The 18488-nt window shown below is 61.9% G+C and carries 16 protein-coding genes and 3 tRNA genes; 6 read left to right on the forward strand and 13 right to left on the reverse strand.

Translation table 11 applies throughout. From position 1 onward, the window contains the following. Positions 1–132 precede the first annotated feature (132 nt). The 5 genes from fdhE to fdnG are packed head-to-tail and all read right to left on the reverse strand — an operon-like array spanning position 133 to position 5622. Complete coding sequence (fdhE, locus tag HQN78_RS23880) at positions 133–1059, reverse strand: formate dehydrogenase accessory protein FdhE (RefSeq protein WP_235086811.1); 927 nt, start codon at positions 1057–1059, stop codon at positions 133–135. Beyond that, complete coding sequence (locus HQN78_RS23885; RefSeq protein ID WP_235086813.1) at positions 1056–1685, reverse strand: formate dehydrogenase subunit gamma; 630 nt, start codon at positions 1683–1685, stop codon at positions 1056–1058. The genes fdhE and HQN78_RS23885 overlap by 4 nt, the downstream gene beginning before the upstream one ends. Continuing rightward, positions 1682–2185: a formate dehydrogenase N subunit beta transmembrane domain-containing protein gene (locus HQN78_RS25720; RefSeq protein ID WP_304502858.1), complete on the reverse strand. Its 504-nt coding sequence runs from the start codon at positions 2183–2185 to the stop codon at positions 1682–1684. The genes HQN78_RS23885 and HQN78_RS25720 overlap by 4 nt, the downstream gene beginning before the upstream one ends. Then, a complete protein-coding gene (locus tag HQN78_RS25725) occupies positions 2158–2556 on the reverse strand; it encodes a 4Fe-4S dicluster domain-containing protein (protein WP_304502832.1) in 399 nt (132 codons plus the stop codon). Before HQN78_RS25725 ends, HQN78_RS25720 begins: the two co-directional genes overlap by 28 nt. Before the next feature lie 9 nt (positions 2557–2565). Then, a complete protein-coding gene (gene fdnG, locus HQN78_RS23895; RefSeq protein WP_235086815.1) occupies positions 2566–5622 on the reverse strand; it encodes a formate dehydrogenase-N subunit alpha in 3057 nt (1018 codons plus the stop codon). A 137-nt stretch (positions 5623–5759) separates the two neighbouring features. Between fdnG and fdhD the strand changes: the two genes are divergently transcribed. The 3 genes from fdhD (at position 5760) to HQN78_RS23910 (ending at position 8168) form a co-directional block, all read left to right on the forward strand. Next, entirely contained in the window at positions 5760–6569 is an 810-nt protein-coding gene (gene fdhD, locus HQN78_RS23900) for a formate dehydrogenase accessory sulfurtransferase FdhD (protein WP_235086818.1), read from the forward strand. 217 nt (positions 6570–6786) lie between these two features. Next, entirely contained in the window at positions 6787–8013 is a 1227-nt protein-coding gene (locus HQN78_RS23905) for an aspartate kinase (RefSeq protein WP_227104858.1), read from the forward strand. Positions 8014–8074: 61 nt separating this feature from the next. After that, positions 8075–8168, forward strand: a tRNA-Ser gene (locus tag HQN78_RS23910). 430 nt (positions 8169–8598) lie between these two features. Here the strand turns inward: HQN78_RS23910 and HQN78_RS23915 are convergent. Continuing rightward, complete coding sequence (locus HQN78_RS23915; RefSeq protein WP_146176703.1) at positions 8599–9054, reverse strand: hypothetical protein; 456 nt, start codon at positions 9052–9054, stop codon at positions 8599–8601. Positions 9055–9189: 135 nt separating this feature from the next. Continuing rightward, on the reverse strand, positions 9190–9423 hold the full coding sequence (locus tag HQN78_RS23920) for a helix-turn-helix transcriptional regulator (RefSeq protein WP_235086820.1): 234 nt from the start codon (positions 9421–9423) through the stop codon (positions 9190–9192). Positions 9424–10139: 716 nt separating this feature from the next. On the opposite strand from HQN78_RS23920, the gene HQN78_RS23925 reads away from it, so the two are divergent. The 3 genes from HQN78_RS23925 (at position 10140) to HQN78_RS23935 (ending at position 10735) form a co-directional block, all read left to right on the forward strand. Then, entirely contained in the window at positions 10140–10535 is a 396-nt protein-coding gene (locus HQN78_RS23925; RefSeq protein WP_235086823.1) for a hypothetical protein, read from the forward strand. Positions 10536–10577: 42 nt separating this feature from the next. Beyond that, positions 10578–10654: transfer RNA gene (locus tag HQN78_RS23930), tRNA-Arg, on the forward strand. Positions 10655–10660: 6 nt separating this feature from the next. Beyond that, positions 10661–10735, forward strand: a tRNA-Glu gene (locus tag HQN78_RS23935). 139 nt (positions 10736–10874) lie between these two features. Here HQN78_RS23935 and HQN78_RS23940 read toward each other — a convergent pair. The 6 genes from HQN78_RS23940 to csy3 all read right to left on the reverse strand — a co-directional run bounded on the left by HQN78_RS23940 (position 10875) and on the right by csy3 (position 18480). Next, a complete protein-coding gene (locus HQN78_RS23940; protein WP_235086826.1) occupies positions 10875–11834 on the reverse strand; it encodes a bifunctional helix-turn-helix transcriptional regulator/GNAT family N-acetyltransferase in 960 nt (319 codons plus the stop codon). A 79-nt stretch (positions 11835–11913) separates the two neighbouring features. Beyond that, on the reverse strand, positions 11914–14592 hold the full coding sequence (locus HQN78_RS23945) for a TonB-dependent siderophore receptor (RefSeq protein WP_235086827.1): 2679 nt from the start codon (positions 14590–14592) through the stop codon (positions 11914–11916). Between the two features lie 235 nt (positions 14593–14827). Continuing rightward, positions 14828–15115 (reverse strand): type II toxin-antitoxin system RelE/ParE family toxin, encoded by a 288-nt coding sequence (locus tag HQN78_RS23950; protein WP_235086829.1) that lies wholly within the window; start codon positions 15113–15115, stop codon positions 14828–14830. Further along, positions 15105–15350, reverse strand: a complete 246-nt coding sequence (locus HQN78_RS23955; RefSeq protein ID WP_019103002.1) for a type II toxin-antitoxin system Phd/YefM family antitoxin — start codon at positions 15348–15350, stop codon at positions 15105–15107. Before HQN78_RS23955 ends, HQN78_RS23950 begins: the two co-directional genes overlap by 11 nt. Before the next feature lie 1531 nt (positions 15351–16881). Continuing rightward, on the reverse strand, positions 16882–17439 hold the full coding sequence (cas6f, locus tag HQN78_RS23960; protein ID WP_203390919.1) for a type I-F CRISPR-associated endoribonuclease Cas6/Csy4: 558 nt from the start codon (positions 17437–17439) through the stop codon (positions 16882–16884). Positions 17440–17442: 3 nt separating this feature from the next. Next, on the reverse strand, positions 17443–18480 hold the full coding sequence (csy3, locus tag HQN78_RS23965) for a type I-F CRISPR-associated protein Csy3 (protein ID WP_235086831.1): 1038 nt from the start codon (positions 18478–18480) through the stop codon (positions 17443–17445). Between the last annotated feature and the right edge of the window lie 8 nt (positions 18481–18488).

Consider the following 18488-nt stretch of genomic DNA (forward strand, 5'->3'; position numbering starts at 1 on the left):
TGGAAAAAAGTCATACCTTTTTTGTAGTTGTTGGTTTTTTCTTATGCAAACGGACGGCGCGGCCAAAGCGCTCGCCGACGCCATGAAAAAAGCCTCCGTGCAGGAGGCTTGGGGGACGTTGGGAGCGGGGGCTTAGCCGGGAAACAGCAGCGGATTGACCCCGCTGCGGGCGAAGCCGCGCTGCTCCAGCTGCTGGTCCAGCGCCAGCGTGGCCAGATCGTCGGCCGCCGGCTCGGCGCCCAGGTCCTTGTCCAGCGCCAGGATCTTCAGATAGCTGCCGCAGTCGCCGCAGCTTTCGCCGCGCACCGCGGCCTGCTGGCTGTCGCCTTGCTCCAGCGACCAGTAGCCGATGTCGCGGGTCGCCTCGCAATTGCTGCACTTGGCGCGCACCAGATGCCATTCGCTCTCGCACAGGCTGCAATGCAGATAGCGCAGGCCGGACTCGTTGCCGAGGCGCACCACGCTGGCTACCGGCGGCATCGCGCACACCGGGCACAGGTGGCGGGCGTCGTCGGGTTCGGCCACCGCCGTCACCTGCAGTTGCGCGGCCAGCTGGCTGAAATAGACCGACAGCGCCGCCCACAGCAAGGGTGCGCGCGCCGAGCCGACGGCGGCGAAGTCGCCGTCCAGCAGCGCGCGGGCGGCGCTTTCCAGCGCGGCGTCGTCCGTCTGTTCCAGCTCGCGCGCCATCTGGCCGGCGGGGCCGGGCAGGGCGGCGAGCTCCGCGCACAGCGCGCGCAGCAGATCGCGCCAGACCGGATCGCGCGGCCAGGCGGCGGCGCCCAGCGGCGGCAGGCCGTGTTCGGCGCAATGATGGAAGTAATCGCCGCGCGGCGGCAGCGTCACCGGCTGTTCGCGCACCAGGCGGTGCTGAGCCGCGGCGATGCGGGCGGCGAAGGCCAGATAGGCCGCCATCGGGTGGCCGTCGGCCAGCGCCGTCAGGCGCCGGCTGCGGGCCAGATAGCGTTCGGCGGGCTGGGGCAGCAATAAGGGCGGGATCTCTCCCGCCGCGGTTTGCAGCCGGCCAGCCTCGTCCAGGGGGACGATGCGTATGCTCATGGCTTGTTCTTGTCTCCGGTCATTTCACGGTACCAGCGCGGATGATGCTTCTTGGCCCAGGCATGGGTGACCACGCCTTCCACCATTGCCCGTATCGTGCCGCGCACCCAGATGGCGGCGTAGACGTGGACGATGATGCCGGCGATCAGGATCAGCGCGCTCCAGGCGTGCAGGAGCAGGGCCACGCGGATCACCGGGATGGGGAAGTACAGCGCGAAGTACGGCCGCCACATGATGAAGCCGGTGCACACCAGCACCAGCATGCAGCCGGTCATCAGCCAGAACATGCCTTTCTGGCCGCCGTTGTACTTGCCGATGTCGCCGACCTCGTGGCCGGACAGCACCGACTTCACCGCCATCATCCACTTCACGTCTTCCTTGTCCAGGAAGTTGTGATGCCAGTAGCGCAGGAATTGGCGCGCGAAGCCGACGAACATCAGCACCCCGACGAAGGGGTGGATGATGCGCGCCAGCTGCGGCGTGCCGAATACGCCGGTCAGCCAGAAGAAGGCCGGGTAAAAGAAGGCCAGGCCGGAAATCGCCAACAGCACGAAGCACACCGCCACGATCCAGTGGTTGACGCGTTCCGCCGCGCTGTAGCGCTTGATCAGCTTTTCCTTGCTCATGCCTTTTCCTCCTCTTCCTCTTCCGCCTTATTGGGGCCGACGCCGATGTAGTGGAAGAAGCCGAACAAGACCGAAGCCGCCAGGCCGATGGTGGACAGCGGCTTGAGGATGCCCTTCCACAGGCTGACCACCGGGCTGATCTTGGGATCCTTGGCCAGGCCGGAATACAGCTCCGGCTTGTCGGCGTGGTGCAGCACGTACATCACGTGGGTGCCGCCCACGCCTTCCGGATCGTACAGCCCGGCGTTGGCGTAGCCGCGGGTCTTCAGCTCTTCCACCCGGTCATGGGCGTAGGCCTGCATATCGGACTTGGTGCCGAAGCGAATGGCTCCGGTGGGACAGGTCTTCACGCAGGCCGGCTCCTGGCCCACCATCACCCGGTCGGAACACAAGGTGCATTTATACGCCTTGTTGTCCTTCTGGTTGATGCGCGGCACATTGAACGGACAGCCGGAGATGCAATAGCCGCAGCCTATGCAGTGCTCGGACTGGAAGTCCACGATGCCGTTGGCGTACTGGATGATGGCCCCGGCGACGGACAGGCCTTCAGACAGCCCGGGTCGGCGCAGTGCATGCAGCCGTCCTTGCGGATCAGCCATTCCAGCTTGCCGCTTTCCTCCACCTCGCTGTAGCGCATCACCGTCCAGCTGTGGGCGGTGAGATCGGCCGGGTTGTCGTAGACGCCGACGTTGCTGCCCACTTCGTCGCGGATGTCGTTCCACTCCGAGCAGGCCACCTGACAGGCCTTGCAGCCTATGCAGGTGGACACGTCGATCAGCTTGGCCACCTCGGCCTTGTAATCGCGCACCACCGGCGGCTGGGTGGGGCTGGCGGAGCGGCGCAGGATATCTTGCGATTGCAGTGATGACATGGTCGCTCCTTATACTTTCTCGACGTTGACCAGGAAGGACTTGAATTCCGGCGTCTGGGTGTTGGCGTCGCCTACAAACGGCGTCAGCGTGTTGGCGCTGAAGCCTTTCTTGGCCACCCCTTCATAACCCCAGTGAATCGGAATCCCGACCTGGTGCACCGTCTTGCCGCCCGACTGCAGCGCGCGGATGCGCTTGGTCACCACCGCCTTGGCCTTGATGTAGCCGCGCTTGGACGACACTTTCACCGTGTCGCCGTGGGCGATGCCTTTCTCCTTGGCCAGCGCCTCGCCGATTTCCACGAACTGCTCCGGCTGGGCGATCGCGTTCAGCCGCGCGTGCTTGGTCCAGCCGTGGAAGTGCTCGGTCAGCCGGTAAGTGGTGGCCGCGTACGGGAAGGCGTCGTGCTTGCCCATCTGCTCGCGGTCCGCCGGGAACACCCGCGCCGCCGGATTGGACACCACCTTGGGATGCAGCGGGTTGGTGCCCAGCGGCGTTTCGAACGGCTCGTAGTGCTCGGGGAAGGGGCCTTCGGCCATCTTGTCGAGCGCGAACAGCCGCCCCAGGCCCTCGGCCTGCATGATGAAGGGGCCCATGGCGCTGCCGGGCGGCTCGTCGGCCTTGAAGTCCGGCACGTCGATGCCTGTCCATTTTTCGCCGTTCCACTTGATCAGCGTCCGCTTCTTGTCCCAGGGTGTGCCGTCCGGCTTACAGGAAGCGCGGTTGTACAGCACGCGGCGGTTGGCCGGCCACGCCCAGGCCCAGCCCAGGGTATTGCCCAGCCCGGACGGATCGCTGTTGTCGCGGCGCGCCATCTGGTTGCCGGCCTGGGTCCAGCTGCCGGCGAAGATCCAACAGCCGGAAGCGGTGCTGCCGTCGGCCTGCATCAGGGCGAAGCCGGACAGCTGCTCGCCTTTCTTGGCCAGGAACTGCCCCGGGTTCTTGGGATCCGGGATGTCCGCCAGCGCCTTGCCGTTGAGCTCCTTGGCCAGTTCCTCCGGCTTGGGCTCGTGCGGATCGCCGTAAGCCCAGGACAGACTCATGATGGCCTCGGCGTTCTTGCCGCCGTCCTTGGCGTACTGCGCCTTCAGACGAGTGAAGATGCCGGCCAGGATTTCCGCGTCGGTGATGGCTTCGCCCGGCGCGTCCGCGCCTTTCCAGTGCCATTGCAGCCAGCGTCCGGAATTGACCACCGCGCCGTCTTCCTCGGCGAAACAGGTGGTGGGCAGGCGGAACACCTCGGTCTGGACCTCCGCGGTCTTCACATCGTTCTGCTCGCCGTGGTTCTTCCAGAAAGTGGAAGTGTCGGTGGCCAGCGGGTCCATGATCACCAGATATTTCAGCTTGGAAAGCGAGGCCACCACCTTGTTCTTGTCCGGGAAGGCCAGGATGGGGTTGAAGCCTTGGCAGAAATAGCCGTTGATCTTGCCCTGATGCATCAGCTCGAAGTACTGCAGCACGTCGTAGCTCTTGTCCCACTTGGGCAGCCAGTCGTAGCCCCACTGGTTGTCGGCGGTGGCCTTGTCGCCCCACATCGCCTTCATCAGCGAAACGAAGAACTTGGGATAGTTCTGCCAGTAGTTCATCTGCCCGTCGGCCAGCGGCTTGCTGGTGTACTTGCTCAGATAGGACTCCAGCGTGGGCTCTTTCTCCGAGGGCATGTTCAGATAGCCCGGCAAGCTGGTGGACAGCAGGCCGATATCGGTCAGACCCTGGATGTTGGAGTGGCCGCGCAGCGCGTTGACCCCGCCGCCGGCCATGCCCATATTGCCCAGCAGCAGCTGGATCATCGCCATGGTGCGGATGTTCTGCGAGCCGATGGAGTGCTGCGTCCAGCCCAGCGCGTACAGGAAGGAAGTGGTCTTGTCGTGGGCGCCGGTTTCCGCCAGGTATTCGCAGACCTTGAGGAAGGCGTCCTTGGGCGTGCCGCAGAGGGTTTCCACCATTTCCGGCGTGTAACGGGCCACGTGCTCGCGCATCAGATTGATCACGCAGCGCGGGTCGGACAGGCTGTCGTCGCGCTTGGCCATGCCCTTGTCGTCCAGCTGGTAGGTCCAGGTGGATTTGTCGTAGCTGTGCTTGTCGGCGTTGTAGCCGGAGAACAGGCCGTCGTCGAACTTGAAGTCCGGGTTCACCAAGAGCGCGGCATTGGTGTAGGCCAGCGTGTATTCCTTATTGTACTTGCCGGTTTGTAGCAGGTAGCGGATCACGCCGGACAGGAACGCAATGTCCGTGCCGGTGCGGATGGGGGCGTAATAATCCGCCACCGAGGCCGTGCGGGTGAAGCGCGGATCGATGACGATCAGCTTCGCCTTGTTGCGGGTCTTGGCCTCAATCGCCCAGCGGAAACCCACCGGGTGCGCCTCGGCCGCATTGCCGCCCATGACGACGATGAGGTTGGCGTTCTTGATATCGACCCAATGGTTTGTCATGGCACCGCGACCAAATGTTGGGGCAAGACTTGCCACCGTTGGTCCGTGTCATACACGCGCCTGGTTGTCGACCGCCAGCAGCCCCAGGCTGCGGGTGAATTTGTGGGTCAGCCAGCCGGCCTCGTTGCTGGACGCGGAAGCGGCCAGGAAACCCGTGGTCAGCCAGCGGTTGACGGTGACGCCGTCCGCGTTCTTCTCGACGAAGTTGGCGTCGCGGTCGCGCTTCATATGGGCGGCGATGCGCTCGAAGGCCTCGTCCCAGCTGATGCGTTTGTATTCGTTGGAGCCCGCTTCGCGCACTTCCGGGTAGCGCAGGCGGTTGGGGCTGTGGATGAAGTCGATCAGGCCGGCGCCTTTGGGACAGAGCGCGCCGCGATTGACCGGATGGTCCGGATCGCCTTCAATGTGGAAAATATCGGCTTTGGCGTTCTTGGCGCCGTCGCCCAGGCTGTACATCAAGATGCCACAGCCCACCGAACAGTATGGACAGGTATTCCGGGTTTCCGTCGCGCGCAGCAATTTATAGCTGCGGGTGTCGGCCAGCGCGGTCTCGGGCATGAAGCCCAGGGTCGCGATGGTGGTGCCTGCCATGCCGCCGGCGCAGAGCTTGAAAAACTGCCGTCTGCTGACTTGCATGGGTTTGTCTCCTTGGGGTTGAACTGGGCGCGTCCCTGACCCACCAAGGACGCGTTGCTCACTCACAGCGGAAAATCTATTATCGCCCTAGGTATCAATTAGTACAAACTATTGCAGTGAATGGCAGGCCACATTTTATGAAAAAAACCGAAGCGCTGGAGCAGGCGGCGCTTGAGCTCGGCATTGTCGATTGCCGTCACGGCGGCGCCCAGGCCAGGCAGGACTGGGTGGCGGTGGAAACCCCGGTGGCGCTGGTGTACAACGGCCTCTCCCACGTGGTGATGATGGCCAGCCCGCGGGAGCTGGAAGACTTTGCGCTGGGCTTCAGTCTGGCCGAAGGCATCGTCTCCCATCCGGGCGAGATCTACGGCATCGACATCGTTCCGGGCGAACGCGGCGTGGAAGCGCGCATCGATCTGGCCTCGGCCCGCTTCATGGCCTTGAAGGAGCGCCGCCGCCAGCTGGCCGGGCGCACCGGTTGCGGCCTGTGCGGCGTGGAACAGCTGGCCGAAATCCACCGGCCGCTGCCGCCGCTGCCGCAGACCCAAAGCTTCAGCCTGGACGCGCTGGCGCGCGCCTTGCCGGTGCTGCAGCAGGCGCAAAGCCTGTCCCAGGCCACCGCCTGCGCCCACGCCGCCGGCTGGGTGACGCCGCTGGGCGAACTTCTGCACCTTAGCGAGGATGTGGGTCGCCACGTGGCGCTGGACAAGCTGATAGGCGCGCGCGCGCGCCAGGGCTGGCGCGACGGCGCGGCCATCGTCACCAGCCGCGCCAGCTATGAAATGGCGCAGAAGGCCGCCGCCGCCGGCATCGAGATCCTGATCGCGCTGTCCGCGCCCACCTCGCTGGCGGTGGAGATGGCCGCGCGCTACGGCCTGACCCTGATCGGCTTCGCCGGCCACGGCCGCGCCAATCTGTACAGCTGCCCCGAACGTTTGCGCATGTAATCCAACAGAAATATTCTGCCAGTAAACGGCATGGCAGCCGTGGATTGATGCCGGCAAGCGTCGCAGCGCCGGCAGCTTGCGCCGCGCAGTGCCGGCTGGGGCTGGCCGCGGGTTTTGCGTTGCAGCATCCGCGGAGAATTCCGCCTTGCAATTCTGGCCAGGATAGGGTCAGAATCGAAGCTCGACATTTCAACCCTTTCGAATATAAGAAACAAGCATGGCACTCATCGTACAAAAGTACGGCGGCACTTCGGTTGGAACCACCGAACGGATCAAGAACGTTGCCCGCCGTGTCGCCAAGTGGAAGTCGCAGGGACATGATGTCGTGGTGGTGGTGTCCGCCATGAGCGGCGAAACCAACCGCCTCATCGCCCTGGCAAAGGAGATTCAGGACTATCCGGACCCGCGCGAGCTGGACGTGGTGATATCCACCGGCGAGCAAGTCACCATCGGCCTGCTGGCCATGGCGCTGAAGGAAATCGGCGTGCCGGCCAAGAGCTACTGCGGCTGGCAGGTGAAGCTGGTCACCGACAACGCCCACACCAAGGCCCGCATCCAGGAGATAGACGACGCCGCGATGCGTTCCGACCTCAATGAAGGCCGCGTCGTCATCGTCGCCGGCTTCCAGGGCGTGGACGAGGACGGCGACATCACCACGCTGGGCCGCGGCGGCTCGGACACCTCCGCCGTGGCGCTGGCCGCCGCGCTGAAGGCCGACGAATGCCAGATCTACACTGATGTGGACGGCGTTTACACCACCGATCCGCGCGTGGTGCCGGAAGCGCGTCGCCTGAAGACCGTCACGTTCGAGGAAATGATCGAAATGGCGTCGCTGGGCTCCAAGGTGCTGCAGATCCGCTCGGTGGAGTTCGCCGGCAAGTACAAGGTTCGTTTGCGCGTGCTCTCCAGCTTCGAAGACGAAGGCGAAGGCACCCTGATTACGTATGAGGAAGATGAAAGCATGGAAAAGGCCGTTGTCGCAGGCATCGCATTTGACCGTAACGAAGCGCGCATCAACGTCAAGGGCGTGCCGGACAAGCCTGGCATCGCCTACCAGATTCTGGGGCCGATCGCCGATGCCAATATCGAAGTGGACATGATCATCCAGAACGTGGGCGAAAACGGCGCGACCGATTTCTCCTTCACCGTGCCGCGCGGCGAATTCCAGCGCGCGCTGACCATCCTGCGCGAAGTGCAGACCCATATCGGCGCCGCCAAGATCGACGCCGATGACAAGGTGGCCAAGATCTCCATCGTGGGCGTGGGCATGCGTTCGCACTGCGGCATCGCCTCCACCATGTTCCGCACCTTGGCGGAAGAGGGCATCAATATCCAGATGATCTCCACCTCGGAAATCAAGGTGTCGGTGCTGTTGGACGAGAAGTATTTGGAACTGGCGGTTCGCGTTTTGCATAAAGTTTTCGGGCTGGACCAGCCGGCGTAAATAATTTCGGATACACGCTTGACAGGGGGCGCAGCGCTAATTAATATGGCGCTCTCTGAACGGAGAAATGGCCGAGTGGTCGAAGGCACTTCCCTGCTAAGGAAGCATACGGGCTTAAACCTGTATCGAGGGTTCGAATCCCTCTTTCTCCGCCAGTTCGCATTAAGCCCTTGATTGGAAACAGTCGAGGGCTTTTTTGCGTCCTAGCGGTCCGAACCTCATCGTTAGATTCCTGAAGCGGATCAACAAGACCAAGAGCTTCCTAGAAGCGTAACGGTCTCTGCGAAAACGCGATCAATCCATTTGACCTAGATAAAACTAGTCGAGAAACGCCCTCGAGTGGTTTGCGCGGCAATGCCCGATTGCCTTTGTGTATTGGGAAAAGGGGGGCTTCCATCGGCTGGAGGATGGAGGCGGATGAATTCGATTGATGGCCGGAAGTAGGTGGGAGATCCGCTCCGGCCATTTTGTCGCTTGCTCATGCTGCTATTCAAACCGTCAGGGGAGCTGAATAGTTGCCTCTGTTTCATGCACCGTCACTTCCTGTCCGGTAGCGTAATGGCGCTAGAGCAGACGCCCGACCCGCTAATCCGCCAGCGACGCGCCGCGCGGTGCGCTGGTCTTCTTTCGCCATGGCTCGGATGGCTTGAGCAGGTAGTTGGCGTATACGTAGCGCCAGGGCACGACTGCATAGAAGACGATCAGCAAGGGAATCCAGCCCAGATTGGCTTCGGTAAAGGGCTCTATGCGCCCGCTGCGCCACTGGGGAATGGCTACCAACACCACCCACAGGGTTTTCCAGATCATTTCCCATAGCAGCACCGGGAGCATTTGCAGCGGGTAGCGCACGCCAAATAGGGTTAACAGCCAAAAGGCCAAGAGCATGTGGTCCACCACGGCTCTCGTGGGAACCGCCGGGGTATGGGGACTCAAGATATTAGGCAGCAGGGAGACTCCAAATCCGACGGCGATAAACAGATACAGGCCTCTCAAGCAGTTCAGGCGAAATAGTGAAATGTCTTGCATTTTATCTTTCTCCATGAAAATGACCCATTTGGGCGAGTGGATACAGCTTGCTTCGGACGCCGTTCGATTTGGCGGGCGCTTGCTACTGGCGCTACTGGCCCGCCAGATGGAACTGGCCAAGGCCCAGCGCGTAAACAGATGGCTTAAGCTTTATTTTGGAACGGCTTGGTCTTCCTTAGCGCTGGCCGCATAGTCCAGCAAATCGCCCGGCTGACATTGCAAGGCTTCACAAATTGCTTCCAAGGTCGAGAACCTGATGGCGCGGGCTTTTCCGGTTTTGAGGATGGAAAGATTCGCCAGGGTGATGTCTACACGATCCGCAAGCTCGCTCAAAGTCATTCTTCGCTCATGCAACAGGTCATCGAGCTTTACCAGAATAGCCATGGCTTATACGGTTCCTTCCAAATCGATACGCATTGTCGTTCCTGCATCAAATACTCGCGCCAGAATAAACAGCAGCAATACGGATAGCCATCCATCGACCGAAGGGCTCCACCCAATGTCCAACGGGTAGATCATGGATACGCTTGCGCAAACCGCGCTGACGGCAAGGTTGAGAATTTGTATGGCGAGCAGCGCCCAAGCAATGGTTTGCAGCCGGGCGGCGCGATAAAGCTGGCAAGCAAAAGTGCCCCAATTCCCATGCCCAATATGAAGTTCAGGCTGAGCAGGGCGCGCAAGACCAGGCGGGTCGTAGACAAAAGGTTCGGACGGCTAGGCATCATTTCCTCCTCCTGGGTTTATTGTTAAACGATAAATAGGACATTGGTATTTCGCAAGAAATTTATCGTTGTCGATAATCTTGCTTGAGCTTGCCGCAACCAGGGAACAATAAGGAGGGAACGGCTCCGGTCTAGGTCGCTGCGGCGGCCCGTCGAACGGGGGCCAACTTGCTCAATGACCGGGTACAGCTTTTCTTTGCGGAACAGGGCATGGGGATCATCCGCATCCGCAGGCGCCGCTTCTGCAGTCTGGCCAATTTGGCCATGCGTGCATTTTCTCCCAGGGGAATGGAGTGAACCGCCATCAAAAGCCGCTGAAAGCCTTTCATTAACAAGGCCATCAGCTGGATTCGATTGAGGGGTTAAAGCTGATGAAACTTGTACCTTGGTTGGACGTTTGAATCAGCCGAAAACATCCAAATTGAATACTTTTGGTCGGGCTTGCCAGGGCACTTCGTCGAGCCGCGAGTAGCCGCCGCTACCCTCATACCTGCCATCGCCATCGGTGAACCGGAAGGATGCCCACACGCCATACCCAAAATGAACCGTACAAATGAGAATCGGCGGGTCGCGCTTGCTCTAGGCCGGGCGGGGAAAATTGCGAGTTTTGTTGAGTCAGGCATGGCTTTGCGAAAATTTTCTCCATTTTGCGGGTTTGGAAAAATTTCAGAGCAAGCTGTTGACAAGGTCCAGCAAAGGACACATACTGTGCGCCTCTTGATCGACAGCACAGCAAGCGCTGCTGCTAGAAAATTCAAGGGTTTGGTTGTTTGAGAGCGGGCATTTTCACGAATTCCTCTTTCTACGCCAATCAGCGCACCCGTAGCTCAGTTGGATAGAGTATCTGGCTACGAACCAGAGGGTCGGGCGTTCGAATCGCTCCGGGTGCGCCACTTGCTGTCCCTATAGTTTAGCGGTTAGAACACCGCCCTTTCACGGCGGTAGCCGGGGTTCGATTCCCCGTGGGGACGCCAGATTCAGAAAAACCCATCGCGCAAGCGGTGGGTTTTTTGCATTTCTAAGCTGCCTATCCGGCAGCGAATCCCATCGGCACCATCACCACACGGGACCGCTGTTTCTAAGCGGCCCATCCGGTAGCAGCACGGCGCGCGGCTAGCTTTTGGCGGGCCGTGTAAAACACTGCTCCACGACCTGTTCGCCCCAGCGCACTCCTGGGCGCTCCTCGCTCAAGACAAAGCCGAAGGCCTCGTACAAATGCCGCGCCGCCAGCAAGCCCTGGAAGGTCCACAGCCGGACGGCGAGGCGCTGCTGATCGCAAAACGCCATCGCCTGTTCCATCATGCGGCGGCCAAGACCGCTGCCGCGCGCCTCCTCGTCCAGAATGAACCAGCGCAGCTGCGCCTGCCCCGGCGCGTCCGGCTCCGCCGCAATCACCAAGGAACCGATGATGCGGCCGTCGCGCAAGGCCAGCCACAGCTGATTGCCGGGCTGGCTCAGGCGGCCGATGAAATCGGCCAGGCCGGTGGCCACCTGCCGTTCGAAGAAAGCGCCGAAGCCGGCGTGGGCGTGGTAATAGCGCGCATGCATGGCGACAATGCTGCCCAGCGCGCCGCAACGGTAACCGGTTTCAACGGCGATGGGTGCCGCGGCCGGCGGCGTGTGCTCGGCGTGCCTGGCTTCCAGCGCCGCCGCATAGCAATTCAGGCCTTGTTCCACCTGCCGCTGCTGCTCCGCCGACAGGTGGACGAGGGCGCCGCCCACCTGGCCGCGGCCATAATCCTGCAACTGCGCGAACAGCTGCTGGCCGGATGGGCTCAAGGCCAGCAGCTTGGTCCGGCCGTCGCTGGGGCTGGCCTGCTCCAGCAGCTCGCCGCCCTGCGTCAGTTTGCGCACCAGCCGGCTCACCGTGGATTTTTCCAGCTGCAGCTTGTCCGCCAACTGGCTGGCGGACAAGCTGCCGGCCAGGCCGATCTCCACCACCGCATGCACGGCGGAAGCGGAGTGCCGGCTCATGGCCAAGGTGCTGCGCATGAAACCCAGCTCGCGCACGATGCGCCGCGAGGCGGAGCGGATCTGGTCGATGACAAGCTGCTGCGGCTGTGTAGGGTTCATGCGCGCTCTCCTGTGGTAATGGTTGTAACATACAACTAAATAGTTGCTTATTACAATAAATCGTGAGCGCGCCAGCCGTTCAGAACTTGTGATTCACCTCCACCCACCACTGGCGGCCATAGGGCAGATAACTGCCCACCGGGTAGTAGGGCCAGTTGCTGGTGTCGTCGCGCTTGATGGTGTCCAGCACATTGTTGATGATGAGCCCCACCGAAGTCTGCTTGCTCCATTGATACTGAGTGCTGAAATTGGCCAGTACCGTGGGCGTCAGATTGCCGGAGCCGTCGGCTTTGGGAATCTTGCCGTAACGGGTCAGCAGCACGGTGGACGACCAGGGGCCGATGTCCCAGCTCAGGCTGGTGTCCAGCTTGTCCGGCCAATCGGTGTTTTCCGGGTCGTTCAACATATTCTTTTCCACATCGCCGGCAAACTGCTGGTAAGTGTGTTTCAGCACCTTGGTGTAATTGGCTTTCAGCAGGAAGCTGCCCCAGTTGGCGGTTTTCCAGCGCAGCTTGCCGGCGATGTCGAAACCGCTGGTGCGCTCGCTGGCCGCGTTGATCGGGTTGACCACGATCTGCTTGATCGCGCCCGGATTGATCAAGGCATTGGCCGGATTGCGCTGCACTCGGCGCAGCGTGTCCTGGCACAGCTGGGACGACGCGTCCAGCATGCCGGCGCGGCACTGCGCCTCGTCGCGCAACAGCTTGTCGCCGCTCAGGTCGGTGACCAGATCATTGATGGCGATGTCCCAGTAATCCACCGAAATATCCGCGCTGCTGCTGGGCGACCACACAAAGCCGAAGCCGTAGGACTTGCCGTTTTCCGGCTTCAGTTCGGCGTTGCCGTTCTTCACGTAGTCCGCGCCCGGCGACATGCTTTTGTAGTCGCAGCTGGCCAAGGGCTGGCCGGCCTGGGCGCAACGCCAGTAATCAGTGCTGGATGAGTAATAGCCGCGGCTCTGGGTCAGGAACAGATAATTCATGTCCGGCGCGCGGAAGCTGGTGGCGTAACTGCCGCGCAGCAGCAGGCTGTTCAGCGGACGGAAGGCCAGGCCGGCGCCGTAAGTGAACTTGCCGGCGCTGCTGTCTGGCAACTGGTAGCGGTCGTAACGGCCGGACAGCGTCAGGTCCAGCCGCTTCAACACCGGGATGAACAACTCGCCGCCCAGCGCCTGGCGCGAGCGGGTGCCGCCGGCGTGCACGGCCGGCGAGGTGTTATAGAACGCGCCCTGATTGATCAGCGGGTCCGGATCATTGCTGAAGCCCTGGCTGCCCCATTCCAGCGTGCCGGCCAGCTTCACCGCGCCGGCCGGCAGCTTGAACAACTCGCCGCTGCCGCTCAGGCTGAGCGCCTGCAGCCAGGACTTGTTCTGGCTCACCGAGCGCCCGGCGATGCTGTCGAACTCCGCCTGCGTCAGCCGGCGGTTGAACGGCCCGGCCGACGGCGCGTAAATCGGCACCCCCTTGGCGTCCACGCCCTGCTGCTGACCCAAGAAGAAACTGTCCGCATTGGCCAGCAGCCGCGGCGCGATGTTCTGGCTGGTGTAGATGGACGCGTTGTAAGCGGCTTCGTAACTCCAGCTGCTGTCCGGCACCGTGCCGCGCAGGCCGAAAGTCAGGTTGGCCGCCACATCGTCCCACTTGCGGTTGTAACGGCTGGCGCCGCCCATCTCCTCCGGCGACAGCAAGCGGCTCCAGACCTCGTAGCGGCCGCTGTTCTGGTTGAGGAAATAGCCGCCGTTGCCGGCGGCCGAGGTCCAGCTGGGGCCGCGGGTGTTGTTCTCGCTGTGGTTGAAGGCCAGCAGCGCGTCGCTGAACAACTCCAGGTGATCGTTGAGCGCGTAATTCAGGCTCAGATAACCGTTCTGGCTCTGGTTGGCGGTCTGCACCGTCCAGTAGGAGGCCTTGGCCAGTGGGCTGGCGCAGACATTGCTCTTGCTGCTGCGGTAAGCGCGCAGGCTGCCGGCGTACAGGCCGCCCAGCGCGCCGCAAGCCGCGCCGGGATCGATGAACTTGCCGCTGCTCACATCCTTCTGCGACCACACCGTGGTGGGCGCCGCGCCGTTGACGGTGTTGTCCGCCATGAAGCCGCGCTGGCGCGACCAGATCGGGTTGCGCTGGCTCAACTCCAGCGCATAGACCAGATTCAGCTTGTCCCAGCTCTTGCCGCCGCTCAGTTGCAGGCGCAGGTTTTCGCCGCCGTGATGCTCGCTGCCGCCGGCCTTGACGTTGACCGTGGTGCCGTCGGCCTTTTTCTTCAGGATCACATTGACCACGCCGGCGATGGCGTCCGAGCCGTAAATCGCCGACGCGCCGCCGTTTAGCACCTCGATGCGCTCAATCATCGCCGCCGGAATATTGGCCAGATTGACGAAGTTGACCGAACCCTCGTAAGCCACCGGGTAATCGGCGATGCGGCGGCCGTTGAGCAAGGTTAGCGTATGGTTGGGCCCGAGCCCGCGCAGGCTGATGGCGTTGGCGGCCGGGGTGAAGGTATTGCCGAAATCCGCGCCCTGGGTGAAGCCGGTGTTCTGCGCCAGATTGTTCAGCGCGTCGTAGACATTGGTGTAACCCTGCTTTTCGATATCGGCGCCGCTCAGCACCGTGACCCCGGTGGGGCCTTCCTTGCCGGCGCGCGCAATGCGCGACCCGGTGATGGTGACGCTGTCCAGCGTGTTGCCGTCGGCGGCCAGCGCCGGCAAGGCTTGCCCTGCCAAGGCCAGCGCCAGCGCGGAGAGGGTGAAATGGGGATATGCCATCGCGGAATGCCGGCTGCGCCGGCCCTTTATTGATTTTGGAAAACAAAATCTAGCACGATTGCATATGTGTTAAAAATCTGGAAAATTAGATTGTTATTCAAATTGAGAATAACGTGATTGGAAGGATCGCGGGAGCTTGGCGTGGGTGGGGATTGGGCGCGGGGTTTGCCGTTGTGGCAGGGGAGGGGTTGGGAGAGTGAGAACCGCGGATACGCTGTCACGGGCTTGCGTCGGCTCAGCCCTGGCGCGCTTTAGCCTTCAGATACGCTTCATTCTTGTCGCGATGTCCGATAGCCACCACGATGATGATGATTTTGCCGTCGTCCACCTCATAGACCAGCCGGTATCCGGTCTGACGCAGCTTGATCTTGTAGCAGCCTTCCAGGCCATGCAGCTTGGCGGAAGGGTTGTGCGGATGCTCGGCTCGTTCTCTCAGTTTCTTGGCAAACTGCTGTCGGATTGATGGGTCCAACTTTCGCCATTCCTTCTCCGCATCCACCCGGAAGACAACTTCATAGCTCATCCAGGTCCACCTTGACGGTGGGCTGCTGCCGACGTTCCAGCACCAACTTTGCGTCCTCGATGTCTTCAAGCAGGTTCATCATGCGTTCGTACTGGGCGGCAGGAACAAGATAGGCTTCCGGGCGGTTGTGATTCAGGATTACCACCGGATGCCCTGCGGCCTCGCGCATGATGCCGGCAAAATTGCGTTTGAGCTCGGTGACGCTGACAGCCACATCGGCAAGTACCAAGTCCATAACTTCTCCCTAATTAAAATCAATTTAGATGCCTAATATAGCATTGATTTTGTTGTGGGGAGCTGCCTGTCCGGCAGAGAAGCCGCCTTTCGGACACCAGATCAAATTGTGGATTTTCTAAGCTGCCTACCCGGCAGAGAACGAGCTGGACGCACTGGCTCATGACCGCCCCCCTTTCTAAGCTGCCCATCCGGCAGAGAGCGCGAGGAGGGAGCATGGCCGTGGCCAGCCCGGTTTCTAAGCTGCCCATCCGGCAGAGAACTGGATAAGGACAAGCAAGCCGGCCTGTTTTTTTCTAAGCTGCCTACCCGGCAGTGAACGCAGCTGTGTCCATCTCGATCTTCATGTTGTATTTCTAAGCTGCCTACCCGGCAGTGAACCGTTACGGGCGACAGATCATCGCCCAACTGGATTTCTAAGCTGCCTACCCGGCAGTGAACGTCAAAAGTTTGGTGGGCTGGTCTTTTCAAATTTTCTAAGCTGCCTACCCGGCAGTGAACGAGGTCGAGCTTTACGACGGCATCGGCAGCTGTTTCTAAGCTGCCTACCCGGCAGTGAACTTCGGGTCGTCCTCCAGCTTGCCTTCCAAGCCTTTCTAAGCTGCCTATCCGGCAGAGAACCGGCAAAGTCGGCTCGACTTCCCCGGTTTCGGTTTCTAAGCTGCCCATCCGGCAGAGAACCTGGACCGGCTTTACTCAGATCGGCAGCGTTATTTCTAAGCTGCCCATCCGGCAGAGAACGACTGTGTAGAGAGCCAGCGCATGAAGGCTTCTTTCTAAGCTGCCCATCCGGCAGAGAACCCGAACAATGCTCGCATGTTCGACGGCCTGCTTTTCTAAGCTGCCCATCCGGCAGAGAACCTAATCTGGCGCTTCCAGAATGCCACGTCAGATTTCTAAGCTGCCCATCCGGCAGAGAACTTGAGTCGTCGGCATCTTTTGCTGCTTTGGTCATTTCTAAGCTGCCCATCCGGCAGAGAACTGACGGACGCGGGACAAGAGAGGCCGGACTTCTTTCTAAGCTGCCCATCCGGCAGAGAACAGGAGGAGGGGGCTAGCGCCCCCTTTTTTTATTTTCTAAGCTGCCCATCCGGCAGAGAACTCGCAAGTACACATCTACGGCTGACGCACAAATTTCTAAGCTGCCCATCCGGCAGAGAACAATCAGTCAATCACATCAAGCGCGGCCGGGCATTTCTAAGCTGCCCATCCGGCAGAGAACTTCACTGCGACGGCTTCACCGTCTCACTATCCTTTCTAAGCTGCCCATCCGGCAGAGAACCCGACCTTGTAACTACCTGCCATTGACACGCATTTCTAAGCTGCCCATCCGGCAGAGAACACTGACCCTGTTTATCAACACTGCCTCCAAAGTTTTCTAAGCTGCCCATCCGGCAGAGAACTAGAGCCTTTCCCCCGTAAACCCGCGCCAGCGGGGGAAAGTAACGCTTTCCCCAATAAAAACCCTTTTATCCAACCCCGCGCCAAGCCCTTGATTTAACAGGCTTGGCGGCGGGGCAGGAAAAAAAGGGTTAGAACCACGGCACGGTGGCGTCGGGGCTGAGGCCGAAGGTGTTGAAGCGGCCGCTGTGGGTGGCCGGGGCTGGGCGTTGCTCGATGTGCAGCTGGTAACGCTGGCCGGTGCTGGCGCTGTTGAGGGTGAGGAAGGGCAGGGTTAGACGGCGGGCGGCGCTGTCCGGGAAGCGTTGCGCGGCTTCTTCCGCGCTGATGCCCAGCCGCCGCACCAGCCGGCGGCGCTCCTTGTCCGGATTGGTCTTGGCCTGCTTGCGCCGCACCTGCCAGGCTTCCGCCTGCGGCGGCACCGGCTGGATGGCGGCCAGCGCGATGTGGTCGCGCATGCCGCTGAGCCAGTCGCCGGCCATCAGCCGCTGCAAGGCGGCGTGGCCGCCGTGCAGGCGCAGGGTGTCGCCCAGCGCGGCGGCCGGGGCTGCGCGCGGGAAACTGACGCCGATGTCGTCGCGGCCTTGCTCGCTCAGCGCGCGGTGCAGCTTGGCGAACAGCGCGTTCATCAGCAGCGTGGGCGCAAACTCCGGGTCCGGGCGCAGCCGGATGTCCAGGTAGTGATCCATGGCTTACTCCGCCGCGCCGAACACGCCGCCGCGGATCAGCGTGGCCAGCACAAAGTGCTGATCATGCGGCGCCGGGGCCTGGTCTTTCAGCACCCAGTTGTCCAGCAGGGTGTAGAAGTCGGACTTGGCCTTGGGCTGGCGGCAGGCCTTGCCTAGCGTGGTGACCGAGCCGTAGGGCTCCACCGCGATGGGGCCGAGTTGCTCGGCTTCCGGGTGCCAGTCGTCTATGGTGCGGATGGCGTTGCCCAGCTTCTGCGAGTGGATGGCGGCGATTTTCAGCGCGCCTTGTTCGATGGCGTACAGGGTCTTGCTCTTGTCGCCGCGGCCACGGTCCAGGATCAGCTCCTGTGAGGGGAACACCTCCTGGCCGGCGCCCAGCCGCGCAAAGGCGGTGATCTGCAACAGCAGATGGCGCTGGCCGGCCAGGCCGGCGGCGATGGCGGCGGTCAGCTGTTCCAGCGCGGCGGCCTGGCTGCCGGGGTCGAAGTGGCGCAGGGACAGCGCCAGCGCGTCGAACTGCCATTGCTGCACCGGCTGGCCTTGCTCCAGCAGCGCCACCCGCACCTCCACCTGCTCCGCGCCCACGCGGTTGCGCCACAGGAAGCGGCCATTGGCCAGGTTGCAGGCGTAGCGGCGCGCCAGCTCGGCAAAGCCGTGGGCTTGCACATAGCCAGCCACGGTGGCGCGCAGCTTGGCCTGGTAGGCGCTGTCGTTGCAGGCGGACGGCGCGCCGACATTGCCCAGTACCCGCAGCGTGAAGCTGATCTTCAAGGTGTCCGCGTGGTGCGGCAGCGCGGCCACGTCCACGGTTTGCAGATTGGGGTTCTCGATCTGCGCGTCCAGCTTGGCCGGGTCTTGGTCCTTGGTTTTCAGGCGGTTGGAAATGGTGCCGCGCACGGATTTTTCGATGACCCTGACCGGCTCCCAGCCGGCGTGCTGCTCGCGCTGTTGCCAGTCGCCGGCGTGAAACAAGGCGTCGGACGGGTCCAGCTTGCGTTCAAAGGCCAATACGGTAGCGGTTTTCAGCGGTGCGGTGCTCATGAGGCTTC

Source organism: Chromobacterium sp. Beijing (assembly GCF_021496765.1).
Classification (GTDB): Bacteria; Pseudomonadota; Gammaproteobacteria; order Burkholderiales; family Chromobacteriaceae; genus Chromobacterium.